14 protein-coding genes are annotated in these 14,499 nt (G+C 64.2%); 5 read left to right on the top strand and 9 right to left on the bottom strand.

The window, feature by feature from the left end:
- Window positions 1-323 precede the first annotated feature (323 nt).
- The 9 genes from WCJ41_RS07715 to WCJ41_RS07675 form a co-directional block, all read right to left on the bottom strand.
- Window positions 324-758, bottom strand: coding sequence for a CBS domain-containing protein (locus tag WCJ41_RS07715; protein WP_336905267.1), 435 nt, complete (start codon window positions 756-758; stop codon window positions 324-326).
- Window positions 759-899: 141 nt separating this feature from the next.
- Entirely contained in the window at window positions 900-1,880 is a 981-nt protein-coding gene (locus WCJ41_RS07710) for an LLM class flavin-dependent oxidoreductase (protein ID WP_336905266.1), read from the bottom strand.
- Window positions 1,881-1,884: 4 nt separating this feature from the next.
- On the bottom strand, window positions 1,885-2,838 hold the full coding sequence (locus WCJ41_RS07705; RefSeq protein ID WP_336905265.1) for a UDP-glucuronic acid decarboxylase family protein: 954 nt from the start codon (window positions 2,836-2,838) through the stop codon (window positions 1,885-1,887).
- A 6-nt stretch (window positions 2,839-2,844) separates the two neighbouring features.
- Window positions 2,845-4,209, bottom strand: coding sequence for a UDP-glucose/GDP-mannose dehydrogenase family protein (locus WCJ41_RS07700; RefSeq protein WP_336905264.1), 1,365 nt, complete (start codon window positions 4,207-4,209; stop codon window positions 2,845-2,847).
- Between the two features lie 131 nt (window positions 4,210-4,340).
- Window positions 4,341-5,408, bottom strand: coding sequence for a sn-glycerol-3-phosphate ABC transporter ATP-binding protein UgpC (gene ugpC / locus WCJ41_RS07695; RefSeq protein WP_336905263.1), 1,068 nt, complete (start codon window positions 5,406-5,408; stop codon window positions 4,341-4,343).
- 7 nt (window positions 5,409-5,415) lie between these two features.
- Window positions 5,416-6,243, bottom strand: a complete 828-nt coding sequence (locus tag WCJ41_RS07690) for a carbohydrate ABC transporter permease (protein WP_336905262.1) — start codon at window positions 6,241-6,243, stop codon at window positions 5,416-5,418.
- Window positions 6,243-7,160: a sugar ABC transporter permease gene (locus tag WCJ41_RS07685; protein WP_336905261.1), complete on the bottom strand. Its 918-nt coding sequence runs from the start codon at window positions 7,158-7,160 to the stop codon at window positions 6,243-6,245. The genes WCJ41_RS07690 and WCJ41_RS07685 overlap by 1 nt, the downstream gene beginning before the upstream one ends.
- Window positions 7,161-7,246: 86 nt before the next feature.
- A complete protein-coding gene (locus WCJ41_RS07680) occupies window positions 7,247-8,503 on the bottom strand; it encodes an ABC transporter substrate-binding protein (RefSeq protein ID WP_336905260.1) in 1,257 nt (418 codons plus the stop codon).
- A 34-nt stretch (window positions 8,504-8,537) separates the two neighbouring features.
- Window positions 8,538-9,428: an N-acetylmuramic acid 6-phosphate etherase gene (locus WCJ41_RS07675; RefSeq protein ID WP_336905259.1), complete on the bottom strand. Its 891-nt coding sequence runs from the start codon at window positions 9,426-9,428 to the stop codon at window positions 8,538-8,540.
- 76 nt (window positions 9,429-9,504) lie between these two features.
- Between WCJ41_RS07675 and WCJ41_RS07670 the strand changes: the two genes are divergently transcribed.
- Genes WCJ41_RS07670 through WCJ41_RS07650 form a run of 5 tightly spaced genes read left to right on the top strand, consistent with a single transcriptional unit; the run spans window position 9,505 to window position 14,447 of the window.
- Entirely contained in the window at window positions 9,505-10,386 is an 882-nt protein-coding gene (locus tag WCJ41_RS07670; protein WP_336905258.1) for a BadF/BadG/BcrA/BcrD ATPase family protein, read from the top strand.
- Entirely contained in the window at window positions 10,383-11,384 is a 1,002-nt protein-coding gene (locus WCJ41_RS07665) for an SIS domain-containing protein (RefSeq protein WP_336905257.1), read from the top strand. Before WCJ41_RS07670 ends, WCJ41_RS07665 begins: the two co-directional genes overlap by 4 nt.
- Window positions 11,384-12,514, top strand: a complete 1,131-nt coding sequence (gene nagA, locus WCJ41_RS07660) for an N-acetylglucosamine-6-phosphate deacetylase (RefSeq protein WP_336905256.1) — start codon at window positions 11,384-11,386, stop codon at window positions 12,512-12,514. The genes WCJ41_RS07665 and nagA overlap by 1 nt, the downstream gene beginning before the upstream one ends.
- The gene (locus tag WCJ41_RS07655; RefSeq protein ID WP_336905255.1) at window positions 12,511-13,575 is read left to right on the top strand and encodes a Gfo/Idh/MocA family oxidoreductase; all 1,065 of its coding nucleotides are present in this window, start codon (window positions 12,511-12,513) and stop codon (window positions 13,573-13,575) included. Before nagA ends, WCJ41_RS07655 begins: the two co-directional genes overlap by 4 nt.
- Window positions 13,572-14,447, top strand: coding sequence for a protein phosphatase 2C domain-containing protein (locus WCJ41_RS07650; protein ID WP_336905254.1), 876 nt, complete (start codon window positions 13,572-13,574; stop codon window positions 14,445-14,447). The genes WCJ41_RS07655 and WCJ41_RS07650 overlap by 4 nt, the downstream gene beginning before the upstream one ends.
- Window positions 14,448-14,499 lie beyond the last annotated feature (52 nt).

Below are 14,499 nucleotides of genomic sequence, written 5' to 3'. Positions count from 1 at the left end.
GTATTGGCGAACTCGTTAACGTCCTGAGATCAGCACGGATTGCCGCTCTATCGCGGAAGGTGCCTCATCGGTCGTGGGGATGCAAGGGGACGCGCCCGTGACTCGGTTCGAAGTTACGCGATTGACAATTGCGGGCATCAAGCACCACGTGCTCGCGATCCGATCGGGAACCGAACACGGCCAGCAGCCACTAAGTGTCGGTATTTTTGTCGGTATTTTTATCAATTCGAGTGCTAAAAATGCTATATTTTATGGTTGCTTTTTGGGTATTCGAGTCACCTAAGCGCACCAGTTTTCCGAACATGCAGGGTTGGGGTCGGTCGCTATTTCAGCGACTCCGCCTCTTGGCGGATCGTGCGCATCATTTCGTCGATCTTTTCGATGCGCAGGCGGATGACGTCGCGCAGCGAAACGATGCCGGTGAGCTTGCCGCCGGCGAGGACGGGCAAGTGGCGCATGCCCTTGGCGTTCATGCGCTCCATGATATCTGTCTCGGGGTCTTCCGGGGTGCAGGTCTCGATGTCCCGGGTCATCACGTCTCCCGCAGTCTTCGTCAGCGCGGCGGCGGCATTGCCGGACAGCGCCCGGATCACGTCGCGCTCCGAGACGATGCCGGCGAGCGTGCCGCCCGGCCCGGTGACGACGAGGACGCCGACATGATGTTCGGCGAGCGCATCGACAACCTTCTGAAGCGGCGCCGAAGCCTCGACCGTGAAAACCTTCCAGCCCTTCTGATTGAGTATGCGTGAAACTGTCACCGCCGCCTCCCTGTGCTGAATTCGTGCACAAAGCTAACACGGTGCGGCGGAAGCCATATCAGCAAAACTACCGTAGGGCATGAGCGGCCACCGGATAATCGGCGTGGTTGCACGATTGCCCGCTTGGCGGACCCCGCTCGACTAGAAGCTCAGTCCCTTGATGAGTTCGAAGGAGCGGAACTTGGCACGCTGGTCGAAAATGGCGGAGGCGACGATCAGCTCATCGATGCCGGTGTGCGCTACGAAGTCTCGCAACTGACGCTCCACCGTCTGCGGCGCGCCGACGAAGGAGCATGTGAGCATGCGCGAGGCATGGATCTTCTCGGTGGGCGTCCAGTAGGTTTCGATGTCATCGATCGGCGGCGTCAGCAGGCCGAGCTCGTTGCGCACCATGCCGACGAAGCGCATCTGCACGGAGGTGAAGAGACGGCGGGCCTCTTCGTCACTGTCGGCCACGACGACGTTGGCTGCGGCCACGGCATAGGACCTGGCCAGCTGCTGCGAGGGCTTGAAGCGCTCACGGTAGATCGCCATTGCCTGTTCCAGCGCGTCGGGCGCGAAATGCGAGGCGAAGGCATAGGGCAGGCCCAGAAGGGCCGCGAGCTGTGCGCCATAGAGGCTGGAACCCAGGATCCACAACGGAACCTCGGTGCCCGCCCCCGGCACGGCGCGGATCATCTGCCCGGGCTCAGCGGGGGCAAGGAAGGCCTGCAGCTCCAGCACGTCATCGGGGAAGCTTTCGGCGGCCATCGCCTCGCGGCGCAGGGCACGCAGGGTGGCGCGGTCGGTGCCGGGCGCGCGGCCAAGCCCCAGGTCGATACGATTGGGAAAGAGAGAGGCGAGCGTGCCGAACTGCTCTGCGATGATGAGCGGCGCATGGTTGGGCAGCATGATGCCGCCGGCACCCACGCGGATCGTGCTGGTGTGGCCCGCGATATGGCCGATCACCACTGCCGTTGCGGCGCTGGCGATGCCTTCCATGTTGTGATGTTCGGCCACCCAGAAGCGGGTGTAGCCCAGCGCCTCGGCGTGTTGCGCCAGGGCCGCACTTTCCTGCAGCGCCTCACGCGGGGTGAGGCCCTGCCGGACGGGAACGAGATCGAGAACAGACAGTGCTGTCATGGCTTCACGTCAGCTTCCTGAAATAGTCGAGCGTCCGCTTCAGGCCCTCGGCGAGAGGGACCGTGGGCTGCCAGCCGAGTTTCTCTTTTGCGAGCGTGATGTCGGGCTGGCGCTGCCGGGGATCATCCTCCGGCAGCGACAGGTGAATGAGCTTCGAGCGCGAACCGGTGAGCTTCAGCACCTGCTCGGCCAGTTCGATCATGGTGAACTCGCCCGGATTGCCGAGATTGACGGGGCCTGTCACGTCCGCAGGCGATTCCATGAGGCGGAGGAAGCCTTCGACGAGATCATCGCTGTAGCAGAAGGAGCGCGTCTGCTTGCCATCACCGTAGAGCGTCAAATCTTCGCCGGCCAAAGCCTGGGTGATGAAGTTGGAGACGACGCGGCCATCCATCGGGAGCATGCGGGGCCCGTAGGTGTTGAAGATGCGCGCGACCTTGATATCCACCCCGTGATGGCGGTGATAGTCGAAGAACAGGGTTTCGGCACAGCGCTTGCCCTCGTCATAGCAGGCCCTGGTGCCGATGGGGTTGACGTGGCCCCAATAGTCCTCGCGCTGCGGATGGACTTCCGGGTCGCCATAGACTTCGCTGGTGGAGGCCTGGAAGATGCGGCAGCGCAGTCGCTTGGCCAGGCCCAGCATGTTGAGCGCCCCCATCACCGAGGTCTTGGTGGTGAGCACGGGATTGTGCTGGTAGTGCACGGGTGACGCAGGGCAGGCGAGATTGTAGATCTCGTCCACCTCGATCTTCAGCGGATTGCACACGTCGTGGCGCAGGAACTCAAAGCGCGGGTGATTGTGCAGGTGCTCGATGTTGCGCTTGGAGCCGGTGTAGAGATTATCCGCGCAGATGACCTCGTGGCCCTGCCCGATCAGGCGGTCGATGAGGTGGGAGCCGAGAAAGCCGGCTCCGCCGGTGACCAGGATGCGCTTGCGGCTTTGGTGGAGACGCGCCATGCCCTGCTACACTGCCTCCGACTTGAAGGGGATGACGTCAGCCGTCTGGCTGCCGGCGGGAATCACGCTGGTCCGGCCGATCGAATGATAGGTCATGCCCGAGTTCGCCGCATCGGCGATCGAGAACAGGTTGCGGAAGTCGACCAGCACCGGCTGGCGCATGTCACGCGCCAGGCGCTGCAGATCGAGGCCGCGGAACACGTTCCACTCGGTGAGGATGACCGCGGCATCGGCACCGATTGCCGCCGAGTAGGCATCGGCACACCATTGCACGGCGGTAAGTGCCTGGCGGGCATTGTCCATCGCCACCGGATCGAAGGCTGCCACCGAGGCGCCGCGCTTCTGCAATTCCGGAATGAGGGTGAGGGCGGCGGCATCCCGGATATCGTCGGTCTCGGCCTTGAAGGCGATGCCGAGAATGGCGATGCGCTTTCCTGACAGTGTGCCATCGACCGCCTGCTCAACCCGATCAGCCAGGGCCAGCTTGCGCGCCTCATTGGCGGCGATGACCCTCTCGACCAGTGAGAAGGGCCTGCCGTGCTGGCGCGCCGTGTGGGCGAGCGCGCGCGTATCCTTCGGGAAGCAGGAGCCGCCGAAGCCAGGACCTGGCGACAGGAACTGCAGGCCGATGCGCTTGTCGAGACCCATGCCGCGCGCGACATCTTCGATGTCCGCCCCGACCGTCTCGCACAGGTCGGCCAATTCGTTCACGAAAGCAATGCGCGTGGCGAGGAAGGTGTTGGCGGCATATTTGATGACTTCGGCCGCCTCGCAGGAGGTGACCAGAAGCGGCACGTTGCGCGTGGTGAGCGGACGGTAAAGCTGTCTCAGGACCTTTTCGGCCCGCTCGGAATTGACGCCAACCACTACGCGGTCCGGGCGCAGGAAATCCTCCACTGCGGAGCCCTCGCGCATGAACTCGGGGTTGGAGGCAACCTCGAAGTCGCCATCGGGCCTTGCCTTGGCGATGACCTCGCGGAGCTTCGCTGCCGTGCCGACCGGCACGGTGGACTTGGTGATGATGACGGTGAAGCCCTTCATCGCCCTGGCGATTTCCTCGCCTGCCGCGAAGACATAGGAAAGGTCTGCCCCGCCCTCGCCCTCGCGCGTGGGCGTGCCCACGGCGATCAGCACCACGTCGGCCTGGGCCACGGCATCCTTCAGATTGTCGGTGAAGGTGAGCCGGCCTGCGGCCCGGTTGGCGGCGACAATGGGCTCAAGCCCCTGCTCGTAAATCGGGATCTTGCCGCTTTCGAGGGCGGCGAGCTTGCGCGGGTCCCGGTCGACACAGGTCACTTCATAGCCGAAATCGGAAAAACAGGCGGCGGAGACAAGCCCGACATAGCCTGCGCCGATGACCGTGATCTTCATGACGTTGTCCTTGGTGCTGGGTGTAGCCGGGCGGATTTGCACTGGTATTTAAACGGTTCCATGAATTGAGGAAATAGCCATTACCCGGCGTGGCTTGTGCCGGTGTGGACGGGCTCGGCACGAATGCACGCTCAGCTGATGCGGCGGCCGTCCGGACCGAAGAGGTGGAGATGGGCGGGATCAAGCGCCACGGCGGCATGATCACCCGTCCGGAGGCCGGTATCGCCACGGATTTCTGCAATTGCCACGGTGCCGGAAGGCAGCCGCAGATGCACATATCCGGTTTCGCCGAGGCGCTCGACGAGTTCGACCACGGCGGCGAGCCGGGGGCCGCCACCCTCGTCCCCGGCAATCCTCATATGTTCCGGGCGAATGCCGAGCGTGACCTTGCAGCCCAATCCGGCTGCCGGCAGCGGCACAGCGAGCATGCCATCGGCGCCGAGGTCGATGCCATCAGGCGTGACCGTGCCCGGGAAGAAGTTCATGGCGGGCGAGCCGATGAAGCCTGCGACGAAGAGGTTGGCCGGCTTGTAATAGAGCTCGAGCGGCTTGCCCTGCTGCTCGATGCGGCCGTGGTTCATCACCACGATCTTGTCGGCCAGCGTCATCGCCTCGACCTGGTCATGCGTGACATAGACGATGGTGGCGGCGAGCAGCTTGTGGAGCTTGGCGATCTCGACCCTTGTGTTGATGCGCAGTGCTGCATCGAGGTTCGACAGCGGCTCGTCAAAGAGGAAGACCTGCGGCTTCCTCACGATGGCGCGGCCGATGGCGACACGCTGGCGCTGGCCGCCCGAGAGTTCGCGCGGGCGACGCTTCAGCAGCGGCTCCAGCTGCAGGATGCGGGCGGCTTCGCCCACGCGGGCTTCGATCTCTGCCTTGGGTGTTCCTGCAAACTTGAGGCCGAAACCCATGTTGGCGGCGACATCCATGTGCGGGTAGAGCGCATAGGACTGGAACACCATGGCGATCTCGCGCTGCGCGGGGGCGAGGTCGTTGACCTTGCGGCCACCGATGGTGATGGTGCCATCCGTCACGGGTTCCAGCCCGGCGATTGACCGCAGCAGGGTGGACTTGCCGCAGCCCGAGGGGCCGACGAGGACGACGAAGGAACCGTCCTCCACGTGCAAGTCGATATCCTTGAGCACCTCGACGGCGCCGAAGGACTTTTTCAGGTTTTCGATGCGGACTTCGGCCATGGGCGCCTCACTTCACCGCGCCCGAGGTGAGACCCCGGATCAGCTGGCGGGAGAAAATGACATACAGGAGCAGGACCGGTACGATGGCCGTCGACAGCGCGGCGAGCACCGCATTCCAGTCGGTGATGTATTGACCGAGGAACTGCTGCACGCCCAGCGTGATCGTCTGCTTGCCACCCGCTGGTGCGAGCAGCAATGGAAACCACAGATCGTTCCACACCGGGATCATGGTGAAGACGGCGACGGTGGCCATGGCAGGCCGGATCAGCGGCAGGATGATGTGGAAGAAGATGTTGTATTCCGACAGCCCGTCGCAGCGTGCTGCCTCGCGCAGGTCCTTCGGGATCTGGGCAATGAATTCGGAAAGAATGAAGATGGCGAGCGGCAGGTTCTGCGCGGTGTAGACGAGGATCAGCGCGGTCAAGGTGTTGATGAGGTTCAGCTCCGCCACAAGCTGGATGATGGCGACGGAGCCGAGCCGGATCGGCACCATGATGCCGATCGACAGGAACAGGGCGAGCAGCGTGTTCCAGCGGAACTTGTATTCCGTGAGCGCCCAGGCCGCCATGGCACCGAACAGCAGGGTAAAGAAAATGGTGCCGACCGTCACCGTGATGGAATTGAGGTAATAGAATGCCAGCGAGCTGTCATCAAAGACGCGGGCATAGCCGATGGGATCGAAGTTCGAGGGCAGCGGCGGGCGCAGCGGCGTGTTGAAGATGGCGCGCTTTGCCTTGAACGAGTTCATCACCACCAGCACGATGGGGAACAGCGCCAGCAGCGTGTAGAGCCCCAGTATGGCATGGACCATGAAGGCGGAGAGCGGCTTGCGCATCAGAAGCTGTACCTCTGGATGCGGCGCTGCACGAGAAAGAGATAGGCCATGACGCCGATCAGGATGATCAGCAGCATCATGGTGGCGATGGCCGATCCCATCGACGGGTCACCCAGCTGCAGCTGGTTTCCGAAGAAGGTGCGGTAGAACAGCGTGCCCATGATGTCGGTGGCGAAGTTGGGGCCGGCAAGCGCGCCCTTCATTGCGTAGATCAGGTCAAAGGCGTTGAAGTTGTTGACGAAGGTGAGAATGGAGACGAGCCCGATCGTAGGCCAGATCAGCGGCAGCTTGACCCAGATGAAGGCCTGGACCTGGTTGAGGCCATCGACCGTCGCGGCATCGATCAATTCATCGGGGATGGCCAGCAGCGCGGTATAGATCAGGATCATCGGGATGCCGACGAACTGCCAGACCGAGATCAGCGACACGGTGATGAGGGCCGAGGATTCAACGCCCAGCCACGGCGCGAAGAGAAAGCCCAGGCCGAAGAAGCCGAGGAACATCTTGGCCACGCCCCAGAGCGGCGACAGGATGAGTTGCCAGGCGAATCCGATGACCACGACGGAGAGCATGGTCGGCATGAAGATCAACGTGCGATAGGTGGCGCGGAAGCGCAGGCGCGGCAGGCTGAGCAATGCAGCGAGAAGCAGCCCGATGGGGTTCTGCACGCACATGTGGATGAGGAAGAAGATGAAATTGTTCTTCAGCGCATTCCAGAATGGCCCCGACCAGGTGGGATCAAAGAGCAGCGTCTGGAAGTTGCCGAGCCCGTTCCACAGATAGCTGCCATCCGACTGGCGGCTGTAGAAGGCATTGAAAATGGTGTCGAGCAGCGGATAGATCGAGAACAGCGAATAGATCAGCACCGCAGGCCCGAGGAAGAACACCAGAAGCCGCAGGTATGTGCCCTGCGCCATTCCGACCAATCCGCTGTGCTGTTCCTGCGCCATCCATGAAGACAGAGGGGCCGCATGCGCTTGCGCACGCGGCCCCTCGCGTCAGCCTACTTCTGCTGCGGCGCGTACCACTTGGCCAGGCCGTCCTGAAGCTGCTTGGCTGCGGCGTCCGGCGTCAGGGTGCCGTTGATCACCTGGGCGGAAACGTTCCACATCTCGTTCTCGAGATTGGGCGTGCCGCGCGACAGGATCTGGTAGGAGTTGCGGATCGTCGACTTGCACTCCTTGCGCCAGTTGACGAAGGTCTGGGCCACGTCGTCGTTCAGCGTGACGGAGGCATTCGACAGCGGGAAGAAGCCCGGCAGTTCGTTGCCGAGAATGTTGGCAAACTCCTCCGAGCCGATCCACTCCAGGAACACCTTGGCGTCGGCCGGGTTCTTGGTCTTGGCGTTCATGCCGATGCCGATGTCGGTGTGGTCCGAGATGTAGCATTCGCTGGCGCCCGCCGGCAGCGGCGGCTTGAAGGCACCCATGTTGACCTTCTGGGCGCGGAAGGTGGAGATGTCCCACGAGCCGGCCGCATAGATCGCACCCTTGCCGAGACCGAAGAGGTTCTGGCTGTCCGGATAGGTCTGTGCCTTGAAGCCGTCACCCATGTAGGGCGCCCACTTGGCAAGCGTCGCGAAGGTCGAGACATAGGCGGGATCCGTCAGCTTGCCGGTGCCGTCGATCAGTGCCTTGCGGCCTTCCTCGCCCTTCCAGTAGTTGGGGCCGATGTTCTGGAAGCCCATGGTGGCGGCTTCCCACTGGTCGTTGGTGCCGAGCACGAGGGGCACATAGGTGCCGTTGGACTTGATCTTCTCGAGGACGGCGAAGAACTCGTCTTCGGTCTTGGGCTCCTCGAGGCCGAGTTCCTTGAAGACGTCCTTGTTGTAGATGAAGCCGTGGATCACCGAGGCCATGGGCACGCAGAAGGTGGTCTTGCCATCATCGGTCGTCCAGGCGCTCTTGGCGACGTCGGAGAAGTTGCCCATCGTCGAGAGCTCGTTGAGCGAGACGAGATAGCCCTTGTTGTAGAGTTCCAGCGAGGCATCGAAGGGGCGGCAGGTGATGATGTCGCCCGCGGTGCCGCCTTCGAGCTTGGCGTTGAGCGCGGCGTTGTATTCCTTCGGCGCGGTGGGCGTGAACTCGACCTTGATGTCGGGATGCGCCTTCTCGAAGGCCGGGATGATCTTGTCCTTCCAGATCTGGGCGTCGTCGTTGCGCCAGCTCTCGATGGTGAGCGTTCCGGCCTGAGCCGCACCCGACAGTGCGAAGGCGGCGGCGGCTCCGAGCAGAAGAGTCTTCAGTCCCTTGGTCAGCATGTTGGTTCCTCCCATTGAAATCTTCTGACGAGCATTATGTATCGGCATTCCGTGCGATGGCCAGACGTAAGTTGCCGTTTGCGGCATCCAAAAGCCGCTGCGCCGCAGCAATGTCTTTAGCACCCGCACACATGAGCACGGCAGGCTTCACGTGGCCGCCTGCCAGATCGAGCGCTTCATCGGCACGGGCGACCTCGACACCTGCAATGGCGGCGACGATGCCTGCGGCGCGGCGGCGGAGCTTGGCGTTGCCGGTCTCGACATTGACCATCAGCCCATCATGCACCGCACCAAGCTTGATGTGGGTGAGGGTGGACAGCAAGTTGAGCGCTGCCTTCTGGGCCGTTCCGGCGGCGAGGCGGGTCGACCCGGCGATCACCTCCGGACCGGTGGCGAGGAGGATTTCGAGATCGGCGGCGGCGGCCAGCTTCGAGCCCGCATTGTTGACGACGGCAATGACGAAAGCGCCTTTCTCCCGCGCCCGTTTCGCCACGGCGACCGTGAAGGGCGTGGATCCGGAGGCCGCGACCGCGATGACCGTGTCGGCAGCTGTCAGGTCATCGGCCTGCGCGGCACCATCGGCCTCATCATCCTCGGCATCCGCAAGGGTATCGAACATCGCGGCGCGACCGCCGGCGATGAGATAGAGGATCTTCGCCTCCGGCATGCCGAAGGTGGCGGGGAGTTCGGACCCATCCTGCACGGCTACGCGGATCGACGTGCCGGCGCCCGCATAGGCGAGCCTGCCGCCTGCAGAGAGGCGACGGGCAAGACGATCAGCAGCCTCAGCAATGGCGGGCGTGGCTTGCCGCACTGCAGCGATGGCCCGTTCCTGCCCCGCAACAAGTGCTTCGAGAATCTGCACATCGGGCCAGGTGTCGATGCCGCGATAGCTCCCGGATTGCTCTGTCGGACGTTCTGTCATGACGACAATAGAGGATCGGAAGCCGGATGAGGTCAAGGTGCTTTCCCTGCCCGCCCGATTTGCTAGCATGCCCTTCATGAGCACGGAGCCATTCTTCCTCGGGATTGACGGCGGCGGCAGCCGCTGCCGGGCACGCATCAGGAGTGCCGATGGCACATTGCTTGCCGAGGCAATGGGCGGGGCTTCCAACATCTACCAGGATTTCAAGGGTGCGCTCGACACCATCATGCACACCTCGCGCGATGCCGCGCGCATGGCCGGCCTGACGACCGATCGCATTCACGCCGGAATGGGAATCGCCGGAATCGTGACTTCGGTCGGGGCAGAAAAGATCGTCGATGCCGCCCTGCCCTTTGCGAGCGTGACCGTCGACAATGATGCCTATGCCGCCTGCGTGGGCGCCTTCGGCGGCGGTGACGGCGGCATCGTGATCGCCGGAACGGGTTCCATCGGCTTCGCGCTGGTGGGGGGCGTGCGGCACATGGTGGGTGGCTGGGGCTTCCAGCTTGGCGATCATGGCTCCGGCGCATGGGTGGGCCACCACGCGGTGCGGCGCGCGGCGCTGGCACTCGACGGATTGCTGCAGCCGACACGGCTGATCACCGAGGTCCTGTCGCGCACGGGCGGCAACAGGCTCGATCTGTCGCGCTGGTCGGAGCAGGCGAAGCCCCGGGACTATGCACAGTTCGCACCGCTGGTGTTCGAATGTGCCGCGCAGGGCGACGTGCAGGGCATGATGATCGTGATCGAGGGTGCTGGTGCCATTTCCAACCTCGGGCGCGCGCTGCTGGCGCGCGGCGCCAAGGCGATCTGCCTGCTGGGTGGACTCGCCGGAGTCTATCCGCCCTATCTTGATGCCGACGTGAAGCGGGCGCTGGTCGAACCGCAGGCTGATGCGGTGGATGGCGCCATCATGATGGCCAGGCGCGGCCAGGGGTTTGCGGAGCGCTGGTCATGAGCCTGATGGCCATGGAGGCTGCGGAAGCTCCGCAGGCGGTGGCACGTTTCCTCGCGCACAATGCTGCCGCGCTGGAAGACCTCGGAGCGCGGCTGCGGCGGGCGCCACCGACAGTGGTGCTCACCTGTGCGCGCGGCAGCTCCGACAATGCGGCGGGATATTTCAAGTATCTCTGCGAGATCACGACGGGCGTGCCCTGTGCCTCCGTAGGGGCTTCGGTGGTCTCCGTCTATGGCGCCAGGCTGAAGGCCGAGGGCGCGCTGTGCCTGACCATCTCGCAATCGGGCCAGAGCCCGGACATCGTGGCGCTGCAGCAGGCCGCGAAGGTGGCGGGGGCGCTGACCGTGGCGCTGGTCAACGTCGCGGACTCGCCCGCCGCACGCAATGCCGACATCTGCCTTGAACTCCACGCCGGCACGGAGCGCAGCGTGGCGGCGACCAAGAGCTTCATCACCTCCTGTGCGGCGGCTGCGGCAATCGTCGCGCAGTGGTCGGGCGATGCCGCCTTGCTGGGCGCCGTGGCACGGCTGCCGGAGTCGCTGCAGCAGGCGGTGCGCATCAGCTGGCCGGGCTTCACGGACTTCGCGCGGGATGCGGCCTCGCTCTTTGTACTGGGCCGCGGCCCTGCCTACCCCATCGCCCAGGAAACGGCGCTGAAGCTGAAGGAGACCTGCGCCATCCATGCCGAGGCCTATTCGGTGGCGGAGGTGATGCATGGGCCGTGGGAGCTGATGGAGACGGATTTCCCCGTGCTCATCTATGCGCCGGACGATGCGGCGCGCGACAACACGGCTGCGGCTGCGGCGAAGATGCGCGCCACGGGGGCCGCGGTGAGCGTCGTGGGCGACGACCTGCCCTTCGCGTCGACCGGACACCCGCTGCTCGACCCCATGAGCATGATCGCCACCGCCTATCTGGAAATCGAGCGCGTTGCCCAGGCGCTGGGTCGCGACCCTGACCGGCCGCGGCTTCTCAAGAAGGTGACGGAGACCACGTGATGGCCATTGCCCTGACAGGCGCGCGCATCTTCACCGGCGAGACATTTCTCGACCGGCACGCCGTGGTGATCGACGGCCAGCGCATTCGGGGCGTGGTGCCCGAAGCCGAGATCGGGCTTGCGGAGCGGCGCGATCTCGGTGGTGGCCTGCTGGCACCGGGCTTCATCGACGTTCAGGTGAATGGCGGCGGCGGCGCGCTGATGAACGACAACCCCAGCGTCGAGACGGTGCGCACCATCGCCACCGCGCACCGGCGCTTCGGCACGGTGGGGATGCTGCCCACCGTGATCACCGATGCGCCGCAGGTGATTGCACAGGCGGTTAAGAGCGTGACCCGCGCCATGGCGGAGGGCGTGCCGGGCGTGCTGGGCATTCACATCGAAGGACCTTTCCTCGACGTGGCCCGCAAGGGTGCCCATGCGGCGCGCTTCATCCGCGAGATGGAAGACGCCGACGCCGATGCCATCGCCGGATTTTCGATGTACTGCCCGGTGATGCTGACGCTGGCGCCGAACCGTGTGACGCCGGAGCTTGTCCGGCGGCTGACGCAGGCGGGCGTGCTGGTGAGCCTCGGGCACTCGGATGCCAGTTATGACGAAGCGCGGCAGGCGCTGGATGCCGGCGCGCGGTCCATCACGCATCTCTACAACGCCATGAGCCAGATGACGGGCCGAGAGCCCGGCATGGTGGGTGCAGCCCTTGCTGATCAGGAAAGCTATGTTGGCATCATCGCCGACGGGCATCACGTGCATGACACGGCGATGCGCGTGGCCCTGGCAGCCAAGCCGCCGTCACGCCTGATGCTGATCACCGACGCGATGCCGACCGCAGCAGGGGGGCCTAACCACTTCGAACTGCAGGGCCGCACCGTGACGCGGAGCGGCGGGCGGCTGTCGCTGGCCGACGGGACGCTGGCGGGCTCCGACCTCACCATGGATGCCGCCGTGCGCCATTGCATCGAGAGACTGGGTCTGGAGCTGAGTGCAGCGCTGCGCATGGCTTCGCTCAACCCCGCCTCCTTCCTGTGCTGCGCGCATGAATTGGGCCGCATCGCGCCGGGCTATCTTGCCAGCATGGTCCACCTCGGCGACGATCTGCACGTCAAATCAACATGGATTGATGGACAATGAAGAAGATCAGGGTGCTCGTCGTCGGCCTCGGCAACATGGGGCTGAGCCATGCGCGGGCCTACCAGGCAATCGACGGGTTCGAGATCGCGGGACTCTGCAGCCGCAACATCGGCGAGCGGCAGGAGCTGAAGGCTGAGTTTCCCGACGTGCCGCAGTTCAACGACTATGCCGAGGCCCTGGCAGCGCTGAAGCCCGATGCCGTATCGATCAACACCTGGCCCGACACCCACGCCGCCTTCGCGCGCATGGCCTTCGAGGCCGGCGCACACGTCTTCATCGAGAAGCCGCTGGCCGATACGGTTGCCGAAGCGGAGGACATCGCGGCGCTGGCCAAGGCAAAGGGTCTGAAGCTGGTGATCGGCTACATCCTGCGGGTTCACCCGTCCTGGGTGCGCTTTGTGGAGGTGGGGCGCACGCTCGGCAAGCCGCTGGTGATGCGCATGAACCTGAACCAGCAATCCTCGGGCGCGCAGTGGCAGGTGCACCGGCACCTGATGAATTCCATCAGCCCCATCGTCGACTGCGGCGTGCATTACGTGGACGTGATGTGCCAGGTGACGGGCGCGAAGCCCGTGAGCGTGCATGCCGTGGGCGCCAGGCTCACCTCCGAGATCGATGCAAAGATGTATAACTACGGCCACCTGCATGTGAGTTTCGATGACGGCTCGGTGGGTTGGTACGAGGCCGGCTGGGGACCGATGATGAGCGAGACCGCCTTCTTCGTGAAGGACATGATCGGCCCCAAGGGTTCCGTCTCCATCGCCATGGAGGAATCCAAGACGCAGTCGGCGGATGTGGACAGCCACACGAAGACATCGGCATTGCGCGTCCACCACGCACTGCTCAATCCGGAAGGGAGCTTCGTGACGCCTGACGAGATCATCCGCATGGATGACGAACCGGGCCACCAGGAGCTTTGCAACAGGGAGCAGCTCCTGTTCCTCGACGCCATCCGCAATGACCGGAACATGGAGCAGCATGTGCAGGACGCCATCAACTCGCTGCGCATCGTGCTGGCCGCCGACCACAGCGTGAGGACGGGCGAGGTGGTGCGCCTGTGAGGCTGATCGGAGCGGTGAGCGAGGGCAGCGGTGCGGTGAACGAGGACGGCTTCGGCTGGCTTGGTTCACAGGATGATGTATCCGCCGCCTGGGTTTTCGATGGCGTCACCGGTATCAATGGGCGCAACTACCTTGGCGAGGGCACCGATGCGCGCTGGCTTGTCTGGCGGGCCCACGTACGGCTCACCGACCTTGCAGCGCGCGACATTCCCCTTCTGGCGCTACTGGAGGAACTGGTTGGGGGGCTCATTGCCGATTTCGCAGCGGCGGCAGAGGGCAAGGACATTCCACCCAACTATGACCCGCCGGCGGCCTGCCTCATCCTTGCGAAGCGCTACAAGGATGGGTGGCAGGCGCTTCGGCTGGGCGATTCATGCCTGTTGACGCGAGATGGCGGCGGTGAGCACCGCATGCATGCGGCATCGCCGAACAATGTTCTGGACCATTGGTTGACACGCGAGGTGGCCAAGCGACGGGCGGCCGGGGTTCTCGACATCAAGGCCTTGCTGGCCGAATTCGCGCCGCAGCTGAAGGACGGCCGATCGAAGCGCAACCAACCCGGCGGATACTCCATCCTGGAGGCGAGCCCCGCTGCGCTGACGATGCCGGATATCATCGAGCTGGGCGCACCTGCCGAAATGCTGCTGTGCACCGATGGCTATTACCGCGCGGTGGATCACTATGGCCTTCATGATGATGCGGGACTGATCGATGGCAGCGCAGGCGATGTCGAGACGGTGCTTGCGGCCCTGCGCGCGGCGGAGAGGAGCGACCCCGACTGCAGCCGCTACCCTCGCTTCAAGCCGGCGGACGACGCGACGGCCGTGATGCTGGTTCGCCAGCCGTCGCCGCACTTGCACAGGTCGCCTTGAAGGCTGCAACCTTTCATAGCCATTTGACGACTTCGAGCTGCCCTGGGTTGCT

It is taken from the genome of Aestuariivirga sp., from assembly GCF_037139295.1.
Taxonomy (GTDB): domain Bacteria; phylum Pseudomonadota; class Alphaproteobacteria; order Rhizobiales; family Aestuariivirgaceae; genus Aestuariivirga.
Note: the sequence above shows the minus strand (reverse complement) of the source record. Positions and strands in the feature narration are given on the sequence as shown.